General features: G+C 72.6%; 12 protein-coding genes. 11 read left to right on the forward strand and 1 reads right to left on the reverse strand.

Features of this window, described 5'->3' with window-relative positions:
• Positions 1-402: 402 nt before the first annotated feature.
• Positions 403-1,404, reverse strand: a complete 1,002-nt coding sequence (locus ACH5AO_RS29535; RefSeq protein WP_398929916.1) for a ScbA/BarX family gamma-butyrolactone biosynthesis protein — start codon at positions 1,402-1,404, stop codon at positions 403-405.
• Positions 1,405-1,918: 514 nt separating this feature from the next.
• Here ACH5AO_RS29535 and ACH5AO_RS29540 point away from each other — a divergent pair.
• The 11 genes from ACH5AO_RS29540 to aroC all read left to right on the forward strand — a co-directional run bounded on the left by ACH5AO_RS29540 (position 1,919) and on the right by aroC (position 13,439).
• Positions 1,919-2,617, forward strand: a complete 699-nt coding sequence (locus ACH5AO_RS29540) for a ScbR family autoregulator-binding transcription factor (RefSeq protein ID WP_398929918.1) — start codon at positions 1,919-1,921, stop codon at positions 2,615-2,617.
• A 627-nt stretch (positions 2,618-3,244) separates the two neighbouring features.
• Complete coding sequence (locus tag ACH5AO_RS29545; RefSeq protein WP_398929920.1) at positions 3,245-4,852, forward strand: class I adenylate-forming enzyme family protein; 1,608 nt, start codon at positions 3,245-3,247, stop codon at positions 4,850-4,852.
• Complete coding sequence (locus ACH5AO_RS29550; protein WP_398929922.1) at positions 4,849-5,244, forward strand: hypothetical protein; 396 nt, start codon at positions 4,849-4,851, stop codon at positions 5,242-5,244. Before ACH5AO_RS29545 ends, ACH5AO_RS29550 begins: the two co-directional genes overlap by 4 nt.
• A 206-nt stretch (positions 5,245-5,450) precedes the next feature.
• On the forward strand, positions 5,451-5,810 hold the full coding sequence (locus ACH5AO_RS29555) for a LysR family transcriptional regulator (protein ID WP_398929924.1): 360 nt from the start codon (positions 5,451-5,453) through the stop codon (positions 5,808-5,810).
• Positions 5,811-5,966: 156 nt separating this feature from the next.
• On the forward strand, positions 5,967-6,509 hold the full coding sequence (locus ACH5AO_RS29560; protein ID WP_398929926.1) for a flavin reductase family protein: 543 nt from the start codon (positions 5,967-5,969) through the stop codon (positions 6,507-6,509).
• Positions 6,510-6,695: 186 nt separating this feature from the next.
• Positions 6,696-8,234, forward strand: a complete 1,539-nt coding sequence (locus ACH5AO_RS29565) for an FAD/NAD(P)-binding protein (RefSeq protein WP_398929928.1) — start codon at positions 6,696-6,698, stop codon at positions 8,232-8,234.
• Between the two features lie 62 nt (positions 8,235-8,296).
• Entirely contained in the window at positions 8,297-9,106 is an 810-nt protein-coding gene (locus tag ACH5AO_RS29570) for a class II aldolase/adducin family protein (RefSeq protein ID WP_398929930.1), read from the forward strand.
• Positions 9,107-9,182: 76 nt separating this feature from the next.
• Positions 9,183-10,577 (forward strand): class II 3-deoxy-7-phosphoheptulonate synthase, encoded by a 1,395-nt coding sequence (locus ACH5AO_RS29575; protein WP_398929932.1) that lies wholly within the window; start codon positions 9,183-9,185, stop codon positions 10,575-10,577.
• Between the two features lie 84 nt (positions 10,578-10,661).
• A complete protein-coding gene (gene aroH, locus ACH5AO_RS29580; RefSeq protein WP_398929934.1) occupies positions 10,662-11,045 on the forward strand; it encodes a chorismate mutase in 384 nt (127 codons plus the stop codon).
• Entirely contained in the window at positions 11,045-12,205 is a 1,161-nt protein-coding gene (locus ACH5AO_RS29585; RefSeq protein ID WP_398929975.1) for a prephenate dehydrogenase, read from the forward strand. Before aroH ends, ACH5AO_RS29585 begins: the two co-directional genes overlap by 1 nt.
• Positions 12,206-12,254: 49 nt before the next feature.
• Positions 12,255-13,439: a chorismate synthase gene (aroC, locus tag ACH5AO_RS29590; protein ID WP_398929936.1), complete on the forward strand. Its 1,185-nt coding sequence runs from the start codon at positions 12,255-12,257 to the stop codon at positions 13,437-13,439.
• The last annotated feature ends 2 nt before the right edge of the window (positions 13,440-13,441 follow it).

The following is a 13,441-nucleotide window of genomic DNA, read 5'->3' on the forward strand; positions in this document are numbered from 1 at the left end:
GGGGTTGCGGCGGGGGGGGGGTGGCGCGCCGCCCCCCGGGGGGGGGGGGGGCGGCGGGGGCCCCCCCCCCCCCCCCCCCCCCCCCCCCCCCCCCCCCCGCGACTCGGCGCTCCTTCCCCGCGGGTCCGAGTCACCGCAGGTCAGGGCAGCTCCCGGCAGCCGGACAGCGACCGAAGCGACGCAAGCTCCGACATGGCGCAAGGTCTGGTGTTCTCCTCGGCCCCCATCGCGCCGGTGCGGTACGCGTGCCGCACCGCACCGCACGGACGCGGCGCTCCCCACGCACCGACGGGCCTCATGGCCGGTACACGTCAACTTCGCGTCCCGGTTGTGGGGGCCCGTCGACGTCGATACGGCACGCGACCATGCGGTACCGCGCCGGCGCTCCGTCGCGCCGGCCGGTCAGGCCGCCGCGACCACGGTCGAGGTGAAGACCGTCTCGCCGCGCTGGCGGCCGGTCACCAGCAGGTGCTCCCTGCCGTCCGCCGTCCCGGGCAGGACGCAGATCTGTATCAGGCAGGGCTCGTCGAGCTCCGCGAACCGGGTGAACTCGCTGGTCATGCCCACCGGCAGGCAGTCGCCCCCCAGGAACGCCGCCGCGGCCTGGCGGGCGGCCTCCAGCAGCAGCATTCCCGGCACGTGGTCGACGGGGTGGTCGAAGAGCACAGGGTGGCGGGTGTTCACCCTCAGCTGCCAGCAGTCCAGCTCGTTGAGGGGGGACAGGACGACGTCCATGGGCGACATCCGGCCGACGTTCTGCGGGGGGACCGGCGCGGTGAGGGGCAGCGGCCGCTGGGCGGCGACGAGGCCGTTCCCGCGCAACCGGCGGTAGACGGCGGGACTGGTGTAGGTGCAGAAAGCGCTGCCTGTCGCGATGATCCGTCCGTCGCGCCGGATCACCGTCTCGAAGCGGACCTCCGACGGGATGCTGCCGCGCCACTTGATGTCCTTGCAGACCACGTCCATGCTCACGGCGGCGGGCGCGTCACCCACCAGGAGCCCGGAGGGCTGCGCGGTGAAGGAGAGGTCCCCCATCAGGAAGCGGTGGGCGAGCGGCACCCCGAGCTCCGCGTGGGAGAGGAGCAAACCGGCTTGACGGATTGTTTCTGCCACGATAAGCGGGTCGTGTCGATTGTCCGGGGTCGGAGTGAAGAAGCTGTGGCTGCGGGGCCACTGTGCGGTCACCTCGAACCGCCTGTCCCCCCTGCCTCCCCTGTCTCCCTTGTCCTCCCAGCCGGTCAGCATGACCTCCGCGACGGCGGCGCGGTGCACGAACTCCTTGGGAACGGTGGTGGTCAGGGTCGGGTAATGGGACAAGTCGCCTGTGAAGAGCGGCTTGGCGAGGCGTACCGCCGTCTCCGCGACGCCGGGCACGTCCTCGACCCTGAATGTGCTCGTAGACATGAGTCCCCCTGGTATGTCAAAGGCGGGGAGGGCTCCCCGACGAGCGAAGATACATACCACCCGGTTTAATTTCTACCGGTAGCAAGGCTTCCATATACGGTCGGTGGCGAGGGTGGGTCGTTCCCTAGTGACGACCTCTCGGTGCCGGCTGTTCCCCCCGTGTCGACTGTGGGCCGCTGTCGCTCCCTCCCTCCGTGGATCTTGCAGGAAGCCACCCCCTCCCGAACGGCTTCCGTCGCCGGTGTTCCCGCCGCGAGGCGTACGCGAGGCGGAGAGGGCTCACGTCTTCGGCCATTCACCTCGGGTGTTGTGTAAACCACACAGACGGTTTGTTAATGTGGCCTGCACGGAGTTGAAGAGCCTCTCTCGCGGACCGCCCCCTTCGGGGAAGCCGGGCGCCAGGTGGCTTTCCGCCCCGCCGTACCGGTGTTCCACGCCGGCGGACCCATGAACGGAGGGCTCGGCCCCGGTGCCCGCGGGCGGGGCCGGTGCCCCGGCAGCCGGGAGACAGCCGATGGTCAAGCAGGAGCGCGCGGCCCGCACGCGACGGGCGTTGATCCGCGCCGCGGCCGAGGTCATCGCCGAGGAGGGCTACGTGTCCGCCTCGCTGGCGGTGATCAGCAGACGGGCCGGGGTCAGCAACGGCGCCCTGCACTTCCATTTCGCCAACAAGAAGGCGCTGGCCCGGGCCGTCGTGGAGGAGGCGGTGCGGACCGTCCGGCAGATCACCGGCGAGTCGTCGGAGGGCGCGGCGTGCGCCCTGCAGCAACTGGTGGACTCCACGCACCGCCTGATGCGCCGACTCGCCGACGACGCGGTGGTCCGGGCCGGCTTCGGGCTGTGCGCGGAGCCCGCCTGCCGTGCGGGCTGCTCCCTGCGCCGGGAGTGGTGGCGCTGGGTCGAGGACGTGCTCCGGCGCGCCGAGCGGGAAGGGGGGCTGGCCGAAGACGTCTCGGTGGCGAGCGTCACCGATCTCGTCGTCGCCGTGACCGTGGGCTTCGAGGCGCTCAGCGGCTCCGACCGGGAGTGGCTGTCCGAGCGGAGGATCACCGGCTTCTGGAAGCTGCTCCTGCCCCGGCTGGCCGAGCGGCGCACCCTCGCCTGCGTCAGCCCCGGACCGCCCGTCCGCGGCCGTCCTGCCGCGCAGCGGGAAGCGGGGGCCGGACCCTGCGGCAGCGTGCCGCCCCGGCGGGGCGTGGCCTTCCGCCGATAGGAACCGCGCTGAGGCGGTGCCGCAGGGCTGACGGAAGGAGACCGCAAGGCCTCACCGCACCGGGCCGGCCGGACGTCCGGGAGATCGGGATCCCGGTGACGCCGATGGCCCCCGAACCCCGGCAGGCCCTCGCACCGCCCGCCCCGAACGCGGACCGGCCCGCCGGCGCCGTACGTCCCCCGCGCCGCCGTGTCCGGCACGCGTACCGCCGGCGGCGCCTCACGACCGCCGCGCCCGACGCCGGCCGGCACCCTGCCGTTTCGGCCGCCCGCGCCACGGATCCGCCCCCGGGCTGGCACGCCGAACCGGGACCTCTCCCGAACCGGCCTCCGGGCGGCCGGTGGGACGGCGACTCGGCACCGGAACACGGGCGGAAGAAGGTATCGGTCTTTTCGATCGCCATTGAAAACCCGCACGACGGTTTGTTTTCATCGGTAGGCACCCTGAGACAGGCCGACACCCCCCCACGGATCTGAGCCGTCGGCCCCGAACAGGGGCCGAGGGGCCGCGGACGTACGGTCCGTTCCCGACCCCGGACGCCACGGGGAAGCGCGCCGGTGTGCGCGCTTCCCCGTGACCGCACGACCTGACCGGAGACCGCGGGCGCACCGACCACGGAGTAGCCACATGATCAAGCTTGATGACATCCGCCGGTATGCGGCCGGACGCCCTGAGGCGACCGCGATCGCCGACGGCGAGGAACGGCTGACCTGGGAGCAGTTCGCGCAGGCGGTGGACCAGGTCGCGGCCGGCCTCACCGACCGGCTGCCGCAGGAGGGGACCGCCCGTTCGGTCTTCCTGGCCGACAACCGGTGGCAGCTCGCGGTCGTGATGGCCGCCTGCGCGACGCTGGGCGTCTCCTGCACGGGGCTGGACCCCGCCGCCGGACCCGAGGAGCTCACCCACACGCTCACCCGGCTCGAACCGTCGCTGGTCTTCGTCACCGGTGAGTACCGCGAGGTGCTCGACCGGTGCGTGTGGCCCGCCGGCCCGCAGGCCCTCCACGTCCTGCTGGACGCCTCCGACACGCAGGCCGCACCCGGCCGGTCCGAGGACCGGCGCACGCTGGGCTTCGGCGAACTGCTGGAGACCGAACCCCTCGCCCGGCTGCCCGAGCCGCTCTCGTACGAGTCCTTCACCGTCGTCCCGGGCGAGGACCGGCCGCGGATCGCCGTGCGACGCACCCCCACCGAGGCCCGCCGGCTGATCGACCTCGTCGACGAGTTCGGCTTCGACGCCGCCGACGTGCACCTGCTCGCGGCCCCGCTGTGGCAGCAGACGGCACAGGACCTGACCCGCACGATGCTGGGCCTCGGCGCCACGGTCGTCCTGGGCCGGTACACCGACCCGGCCGCCCTGGCCGAGACGATCCCGCAGATGCGCGTCACGACGGCCGTCATCGACCCCACGGCGCTCAACGAACTGCTCGCCCACCCGGCCTCCGCCTCGATCGCGAGCTCCTCCCACCTGCGCTGCGTCATGGCCCTCGGCCGGCACCTGGGCCGCTGGACCGTCAACACCGCCTGGGAGCGGCTCGGACCGGCGCTGCACCTGGCGCACGCGACCGCGCAGACCGGGCTGAACACGATCATGACTCCGGAGGAGTCGCTGGTGGTGCCCATGCGCTCGGGACGGGTCACGCTGGGCAACACCGTCGCCGTCCTCGGCGAGGACGGGACGCCGCTGTCCGCCGGCCGCGCCGGCCGCGTGGCCGTCGCCGGCCACCAGGTGATGGACGAGTACCTGGACGACGAGGCGCCGTTCGTCACCCTCGACCTGGGCCAGGGCGAGCAGCGGTTCTTCGTCACCGGTGACCTCGGCCTGATGGACGAACAGGGACGGCTCCGCCTGACGGGCCGCACCGAGTCCGTGGAGATCGACGCGCGCGACGGCGCGGTCGACGAGGCACTCTTCCGGCTGGAGTCCGACCTGCTCAACCTGCCGTGCCTGCGGGACACCGCGGTGATGCGGGTGGACCACCCCAAGCTCGGCGACGCGCTCGTGGTGCCGTTCATCGCGGTGGCCGTGGACCGGGAGCAGACCGGCTATCAGGCGCTGACCGCCTCGTGCGCGCGGCGCGTGCCCTCGCTGCCGGCCCACGTCATCGCCGTGGACGAGATCCCCTACAGCCCGACGGGCCGCATCAGGGCCGGCGAACTGCTCGAGTCGGTCGTGCCGATCATCACGTTGAACCTGCAGCTGGAACAGTCGATGCACCAGGAGATGTCGGCATGAGCGACCTGAACTCCATGGACGAGTCGTACGTCCACGAGCCCTTCCAGGCGGACGGGGAGACCGGTTTCGACGAGGGGTTCTTCGCCCTCGAGCTGGAACTGCTCGAACTGCCCGTCGTCAGGGAGGGCACCGTGGTCCGCACCCAGCTGCCGGACCTGGGCGAGACGGTCCTCGTCGCCTTCGTGCCGCTCTCCCCCGAGCAGGAGGCCTCCGGCAGGCAGGCCGTGCTCGCCGCCTGCCAGCGCTGTCTGCCGTGGGTGTTCGCGCACGCCGTCGCGGTCGACGACATCCCGCGTGCCGCGGACGGCGCCGTCCGCGTGGGCAGGCTCCTCGACCAGGCGCTTCCGCAGATCGCCCGGGACCTGATGTCGCCGGTGGCGATGTCGGACTGAGCCGCTCGCACCCCCGCTCCCGCAGTCGCGTCTACGTCCCCCGGGACGTGACTGCGGGCTTTTTCATGCCCGTCGGGCCCGCGTTCATGCCCGTCGGGTCCGCGTCGTCCGGAAGCCGGTCTATAAAAAAACCGTCGCGTTGGTATATTATTGAGGTCAGCAGGGGCCACGGGTGGCCGAACAGGCCAACGGGGAGAGGAGCCGACGTGCACCTGCAACAGTTGCGTGCCTTCTGCGAAGTGGCGAGCGAGCTGAGCTTCACCCGTGCGGCGAAGAACCTCTACTACGCCCAGTCCAGCGTCACGGCACAGATCCGCGGGCTCGAAGAGGTCATCGGGGCCCGTCTGTTCGACCGCAGCGGCCGGCAGGTGGTGCTCACCTCGGCGGGCCGGCTGCTGCTGCCCTACGCCCAGCACATCGTCGAGGTCTCCGAAGAGGCGCGGCGCTCCATACGCGAGGCGTCCCGCGTCCCGGAGGACGTGGTGGGCGGCGCCCGGCCCGCGTGGTCCCGGCAGGAAACGGACGAGCGTTTTTTGGCAACTGTCCGGTCGCGGCACGGCAATTAGCCACCCACGACGCTCCGTAACGTCGTGGGCATCGAACTCTGTCTCCTCGCGGGAGCGACCGGCCACCTCGCCGTCGCGAGCGTTCCGGGCCGGCCCGAAAGCGCCGGTTCACCCGCGGAATCCACGTTCGTATGCCGTCCCCGGAGAGGAACAACCATGGGCCAGGCGCCAGCAGCGGATCAGGCGACGGGTGCAGCCACGACAACGGGCAACCTGCGCAACGTCATGCGCCACTTCGCCACCGGAGTCTGCGTCGTCAGCACGTACGCGGACAGCGACGGCGCGCGCCGGCACGACGCCATCACCGTCAACTCCCTCACCTCGCTCTCGCTCGACCCGCCGCTGGTGTCGCTGAGCTTCCGCAGCGACTCCGGCTTCCTGTCGGACCTGATGGAGACCGGGCAGTGGGGGATCTCCATACTCGACGCCGGGTCGGAGGACGTCGCCCGGCTGCTGGCCCGCCCCCGCGACGAGCGCCGCAGGGCGCTCGCCTCGCTGCCCGCCACGCACGGCGAGCGGACCGGGACCCTGCTGCTGGACGCCTCCGGCTGGATGGAGTGCCGCTACCGCGACCACCTGGTGGTGGGCGACCACGTGATGGTCATCGGAGAGGTGGTCGCCCTGGGGGCCCACGACGGCCGCAACCCGCTCATCTTCCTCCAGGGCGGCTTCCACCAGCTGGAGATCCGACAGGCGTGACCAGGCCCGGACACCGGCCGGCCCCATCCGGCCGAAACGTTTCCTGATCCGTCTGCGCACCATCGCACACGTCCTGAGCCCGCTCGGCCCGGCCGTTTCGGGCGGACGGGCAGCGGTCCGGGTGACCGCGGATCCCACAAGCGGCGAGGCGCCGAGCGCCCTCACACATCGATAGGTGACCCATACATGTCCCGTGGATTCTCGATCGGCGTCGTCGGAGGCGGCGCGGCAGCAGTCTGCCTGATCGACGCACTCGCCAGGACCGACGGCGAACCCGGCAGCCTGACCGTCTTCGAGCCCTCGCCCCATCTCTGGCGCGGCCGCGCCTACCAGGTCGACACGGAGACGCTCAAGGTCAACGCGACTCCCGACGACATGTCCGTCCGCGCGGGCGACGACGGCCACTTCGAGCGGTGGCTGGAGACCCGGGACCGCATCGTGGGCGTCGCCCACGGCGTGGACCGTCTCTCCGGCGCCCGCTTCGCCCCCCGCCCGGTCTACGGCGAGTACCTGGAGCAGTCCGCCTACACCGGACTCGGCGAACTGCGCAGGAAGGGCTGGCGCGTCGACATCATCGGCGAGGGCGTCACGTCCGCGCACCGGATGCCCAACCAGGTGGTCCTGCGCACAGGCCCCGGCCGGGCCCGCGCCTTCGACTACGTGGTGCTGGCGGTCGGCGGCGACAGCCCCAAGGACGTCTACGGGCTGACCGGCACCCCCGGGTTCGTCCCCGACCCCTACCCGATCGCCGACCGGCTCGCCGACATCGGCGAGGACGAGCACGTCGCCGTGATCGGCAGCGGACTGACCTCCGTCGACATCGTCCTGTCCCTGGCCGCCCAGGGACACCAGGGCCGGATCAGCCTGCTCTCCCGCCGCGGGGTGCTGCCCGGAGTGCGGCAGCGGCCGGTCCCCTTCCACCTGCGCCACCTGACGCCCGAGCGGATGCAGTCGCTCTCCCGCAAACAGCGCGAACTGACCATCGAGGACATCGCGACCGTGCTGCGCGCCGAGTTCCGTGACGCGGACGCCGACCTCGACGAGGTGATCAACGAGATCATCCGGGTCGACCTCGAGGACCCGGTGGACCGCCTGCGCCGCCAGATCGACGAGGTGGGCTCCCCGCACCTGGGCCTGCGCATCCTGCAGCGCGCCGTTCCCGAGACGGGCCCCGACGTGTGGCCGCTGCTGCGGGAGGAGGAGAAGGTCCAGATCCTGCGCGCGCACTACCGGACCATTATGAGCCTGTGCTGCCCCATGCCGCCCGGCAGCGCCTCCGTGATGCTCGAGCTCGTCGAGGCCGACCAGCTGCGGATGCAGTCCGGACTGCAGGACATCAGGCCCTCCGAGGAGTCCGGCTTCGACATCGTCACCGCCGAGGGCAACGAGATCCACGCCGACCGGGTCGTCAGCGCGGTCAACGCCTCCGAGGGCCGCATACCCGCCAGCGCCCTGACGCTGGTGACCTCGCTGATGCGGGCCCGCGCCGCCAGCCGGCACCCGCACGGCGGGCTGCAGCTGGCCCGGGCCACCAGCAGGCTCACCAACAACGGAAGGCCCGACCCGCGGCTGTACGGCCTGGGCAACATCGCCGCCGGCGCGCTGTTCTTCACCTTCGGCATCCCGTCCCTGGTCGACCGCAGCCAGGACATCGTCACCGCGATCCTCGCGCACGCCGACACCGTCAGCGCCGCCCGCGCCACGCCCCGGCTCGTCGCGGCCTGACCGGACGTCGGGCCCTCGCAGGCCTTCGCCGCCGCACCGGACCAGAGAGGACACACCCTTCCATGACCACGGTCACCGAGCCCCGGGCCGCCTACCTGGCGGACACCCACACCGGTCTGCCGATCCCGGGCGAGCCCCGGTTCGCCACCTCGCAGGAGAGCCGGCGCCACCGCAAGCAGCGGCTGGCCGCCGCCCTGCGGCTGTTCGGCAAGTACGGCTTCGGCGAAGGCATATCGGGCCACATATCGGTCCGCGACCCGGAGTACCCGGACCAGTTCTGGGTCAACCCCTTCGGCGTCTCCTTCAAGCACGTCCGCGTCGCCGACCTGATCCGCGTGGACTCCACCGGGCGGGTGGTGGAGGGCAAACACCGCGTCAACCCCAGCGCCTTCGTCATCCACTCCGCCATCCACGACCTCCAGCCCGAGGCGGAGGCCGCCGCCCACGGCCACACCGCGCACTCGCGCGCCCTGGGCGCCCTGGGCCGCCTGCTGGAGCCCATCGACCAGGAGTCCGCCGCCTTCTACGGCCGCCAGGTGCTGTACGGCGACTACGAGGGCCCCTCCACCTCGGTCGAGCAGGGCCGCGACATCGCCGAGAAGCTCGGCGACAACCGGGCCGTCCTGCTGCGCCACCACGGGCTGATCACGGTCGGCGGCACGATCGACGAGGCGGTGCACTGGTTCTTCACCTACGACAGCTGCGCCCAGGTCCAGCTCCTGGCGCAGGCCGCCGGCACCCCGCAGACCCTCACCCACGAGCAGGCACTGGCCGCGGGGGACGGATTCGGCGACGAGCAACTGGGCTGGTTCTCCTTCCAGCTGCTGTGGGACGAGATCGTCCGCGAGCAGCCGGACCTGCTGGAGGAGTAGGGCCGCGCCGTGGTCCCCGCCCGCCGTACGCCGCCGTTCCGCCCACGCACCCGACACAGAATGAGGCACAGCCATCATGAACGCTGCTCAGACCGTCACGGACCCGGACTCCTGGCGGCGCCGGCCGGCGGAGCAACAGCCCGACTGGCCCGACCCGGACGCGCTGCGGGCGGTGACCGCCGAGCTGGCCGCCTACCCGCCCCTGGTCTTCGCCGGCGAGTGCGACCAGCTCAGGGACCAGCTCGGTGCGGTGGCCCGCGGTGAGGCGTTCCTGCTGCAGGGCGGTGACTGCGCGGAGACCTTCGACGGGGTGTCCGCCGATCAGGTCCGGGACAAGGTCAAGACACTGCTGCAGATGGCGGCGGTGCTGACGTACGCGACCTCGGTCCCGGTGATCAAGGTCGGGCGCATCGCCGGCCAGTACTCCAAGCCCCGTTCCAAGCCGACCGAGACCCGTGACGGCGTCGAACTGCCCAGCTACCGCGGCGACTCGGTCAACGGACTCGAGTTCACCGCCGAGGCCCGCACCCCCGACCCGGAGCGGCTGAAGCGGATGTACCACGCCTCGGCGGCCACCTTGAACCTCATCCGCGCCTTCACCCGCGGCGGCTACGCCGACCTGCGCCAGGTGCACGAGTGGAACCAGGACTTCGTGGCCAGCTCGCCGATCGGCGAGCGCTACGAACGGATCGCGCAGGACATCGACGACGCCCTCGCGTTCCTCGCCGCCTGCGGGGCCGACCCCTCCGAGTTCCACTCCGCCGACTTCTTCGCCAGCCACGAGGCGCTGCTGCTCGACTACGAGGCCGCCCTGACCCGCATCGACGCCAGGACCGGCCTCCCCTACGACACCTCCGGGCACATGATCTGGATCGGTGAGCGGACCCGGCAGCTGGACGGGGCGCACGTGGAGTTCGCCGCCGCGGTCCGCAACCCCGTGGCGGTCAAGATCGGCCCGACCACCACCCCGGACGACGCCCTCGGGCTGGCCGCACGGCTCAACCCCGGCAACGTCCCCGGCCGGCTGTCCTTCATCACCCGCATGGGCAGGGACCAGATCCGCGAGGTGCTCCCGCCACTGGTGGAGAAGGTCACGCAGGAGGGCGCCCGGGTCGCCTGGATCTGCGACCCGATGCACGGCAACACCTTCTCGGCGCCCAGCGGCCACAAGACCCGTCACTTCGACGACGTGCTCGACGAGGTCCGGGGCTTCTTCGAGGTCCACCGGTCGCTGGCCACCCACCCGGGCGGCATCCACATCGAACTGACCGGGGACAACGTCACCGAGTGCGTGGGCGGCGGCGACGAGGTCGTCGTGGACGACCTGCACCAGCGCTACGAGACCGCCTGCGACCCGCGGCTGAACCGCTTCCAGTCGCTGGACCTGGCCTTCCAGGTCGCCGAGCTGTACCGGGACCGCAACGAGGCCCCCGCCGCACGGCGGCCGCGGCCCGTCGCGGCCGCGGCCTGACAGGGGTCCGTCCCCTCCGCACAAACCAGGCGGACCCAAGTGACCGGCAGACGCCGCAAGCCACCGTCAAGTCGAAGGAGCACAGTGACCATGCGAGCGGTACGCGGGGCGATCCAGCTGGAACGCGACGACAGGACCCATCTGCAGGACAGCGTCAAGACGCTGTTCAAGGAACTGCTCGACGCCAACGGGCTGACCCATGACGACCTGATCAGCGTGATCTTCACGGCGACACCGGACCTGCACAGCGACTTCCCGGCCGCCGCCGTGCGCGAACTGGGACTGAGCGACGTACCGCTGATGTGCGCGCAGGAACTCGACGTCGAGGGCGCGCTGCCCCGGGTCGTACGGGTCCTGGTGCACGCCGACACCCAGCGGCCCAAACCGCAGATCCAGCACGTCTACCTGGGCGGTGCCGCGGCGCTGCGCAGGGACCTGGCGGCCGTCCCGGCCGAGGACGCGGCGTGATCAGGACGGCGGCCGTGGTCGGCACCGGCCTGATCGGCACCTCGATCGCGCTCGCGCTCACCCGCCAGGGCGTGATGGTGCACCTGATGGACGCCGACCCGTCCGCGGCCCGCACCGCCGCCTCGCTGGGCGCCGGCGTGTGCCGTTCACCGGAGGAACCGGTGGACATCGCCGTCCTGGCGGTCCCGCCGGGACGCATCGGGGCCGTCCTGGCCGAGAAGCAGAACTGCGGGCTGGCCCGCAGCTACACCGACGTCGCCAGCGTCAAGGGCGGCCCCCAGCGCGAGGTGCGGGCCAGCGGCGCGGACGGCGGCAGCTACGTCGGCGGCCACCCCATGGCGGGCCGGGAGCGCTCCGGGCCGCTGGCCGCGTGCGCCACCCTGTTCCAGGGCCGCTCCTGGGTGCTGACCCCCACGGCCGCCACCACCAAGGACACCCTCAACCGCGCCCTGGAGACGGTGGCGCTGTGCGGCGCCGTGCCGGTGCTGATGGAACCCGAGGCGCACGACCGGGCCATGGCCATGGTCTCCCACACCCCGCACCTGATCGCCTCGCTGATGGCGGCCCGGCTGATCGGGGCCGGCGACGACGCCGCCCAGCTCGCCGGACAGGGGCTGCGCGACACCATCCGCGTCGCGGGCGGCGACCCCCGGCTGTGGGGCGACATCCTGGAGAGCAACGCCGACGCCGTGGCCGACGTGCTCACCGACTTCGCCCAGGACCTCCACGTCACCGTGGCCGCCCTGCGCGGTCTGGCCACCGACGACGCCGACGAACGGGCCCAGGGCACCACCCTGCTCGCCGACCTGCTGGCCCGCGGCATCGCCGGCCGCGCCCGGATCCCCGGCAAGCACGGCGCGCCGTCCCCGGCGTGCACGCCGGTGCGCGTGCTCATCGGCGACCAGCCGGGCGAGCTGGCGCGGCTGCTGGCCACCGCCTCCGAACTCGGCGTCAACATCGAGGACATGAGCATCGACCACTCGCCGGGCAACCCCAGCGGCCTGGTCGAGCTGATGGTCGCCCCGACGGAGGCCGTGGACATGGCGGCCCGGCTGCGGCAGGGCGGCTGGTGCGTGCAGCGCGTACCGGACGCCTCCGGCGGCACGGTCACCGGAGCCGAGCCCACCCCCGACCCGCTGGTCGCGCCGAGCGCGGCCTGAACCGCCCGACGGCAGTCCGCCGCCACGGGGCGACGACGAAGGAGTTGCTGTGCCCACGCTTCGATGGCTCACCGCGGGTGAATCGCACGGCCCCGCCCTGACAGCCGTACTGGAGGGGCTGCCCGCCGGTGTGGAGGTCACCACCAAGCAGATCGCGGACGGGCTCGCCCGCCGCCGGCTCGGTCACGGACGCGGCGCCCGCATGAAGTTCGAGCGGGACGAGGTGACCCTCCTCGGCGGCGTGCGGCACGGCCGTACGCAGGGCGGCCCGGTCGCCGTGCAGGTCGCCAACACCGAGTGGCCCAAGTGGAGCTCCGTGATGGCCGCGGACCCGGTCGACCCCGAGGAACTGGCCGGCCTGGCCCGCAGCGCCCCGCTGACCCGGCCCCGCCCCGGCCACGCCGACCTCGCCGGCATGCAGAAGTACGGCTTCGACGAGGCCCGTCCGGTACTGGAGCGGGCCAGCGCCCGGGAGACCGCCGCCCGGGTCGCGCTCGGCGAGGTCGCCCGCGCCTTCCTGGAGCAGGCGTACGGCATCCGGCTGCTCAGCCACGTCGTCAAGATCGGCGGCGCCCACGCGCGGCCCGTGCCGCCGCCCGGTCCGCGGGACGTCGAGCGTCTCGACGCCGACCCGGTGCGCTGCTTCGACCCGGCCGCCTCGGCGGCCATGGTGGAGGAGATCGAGCGGGCCCGCACGGAGGGCGACACCCTCGGGGGTGTGGTGGAGGTGCTCGTGCACGGGCTGCCGCCGGGCCTGGGCAGCCACGTCCACGCCGACCGCCGGCTCGACGCCCGGCTCGCCGGTTCCCTGATGGGCATCCAGGCCATCAAGGGCGTCGAGTTCGGTGACGGCTTCGACCTGGCCGGGGTGCCGGGCTCCGCCGCGCACGACGAGATCGTGACCGCCGACGGCGTACTGCGCCGCCGCACCGGGCGCTCCGGCGGGGTCGAGGGCGGCATGAGCACCGGCGAGGTGCTGCGGGTACGGGCCGCGATGAAGCCGATCGCCACCGTTCCCCGCGCCCTGGCCACCGTGGACGTGACCACCGGTGCCCCGGCCCGGGCCCACCACCAGCGCTCCGACGTGTGCGCGGTGCCCGCCGCCGGGGTCGTGGCCGAAGCCGTGACGGCCCTCGTCCTGGCGGACGCCGCCCTGGAGAAGTTCGGCGGCGACAGCCTGGCCGAGACGGCCCGCAACCACCGTGCGTACCGGGAACACCTGGCGGTGCGATGACC

The sequence above is a fragment of the Streptomyces sp. NPDC018964 genome (assembly GCF_044390325.1).
Lineage (GTDB): Bacteria > Actinomycetota > Actinomycetes > Streptomycetales > Streptomycetaceae > Streptomyces.

Bases quoted from the DNA above. Each gene is read 5' to 3' on its own strand.
- ACH5AO_RS29560 (WP_398929926.1), top strand. From the start codon at position 5,967: ATGGGCCAGGCGCCAGCAGCGGATCAGGCGACGGGTGCAGCCACGACA.
- ACH5AO_RS29535 (WP_398929916.1), bottom strand. From the start codon at position 1,404: ATGTCTACGAGCACATTCAGGGTCGAGGACGTGCCCGGCGTCGCGGAG.
- ACH5AO_RS29540 (WP_398929918.1), top strand. From the start codon at position 1,919: ATGGTCAAGCAGGAGCGCGCGGCCCGCACGCGACGGGCGTTGATCCGC.
- ACH5AO_RS29570 (WP_398929930.1), top strand. From the start codon at position 8,297: ATGACCACGGTCACCGAGCCCCGGGCCGCCTACCTGGCGGACACCCAC.
- ACH5AO_RS29545 (WP_398929920.1), top strand. From the start codon at position 3,245: ATGATCAAGCTTGATGACATCCGCCGGTATGCGGCCGGACGCCCTGAG.
- ACH5AO_RS29565 (WP_398929928.1), top strand. From the start codon at position 6,696: ATGTCCCGTGGATTCTCGATCGGCGTCGTCGGAGGCGGCGCGGCAGCA.
- ACH5AO_RS29550 (WP_398929922.1), top strand. From the start codon at position 4,849: ATGAGCGACCTGAACTCCATGGACGAGTCGTACGTCCACGAGCCCTTC.
- ACH5AO_RS29575 (WP_398929932.1), top strand. From the start codon at position 9,183: ATGAACGCTGCTCAGACCGTCACGGACCCGGACTCCTGGCGGCGCCGG.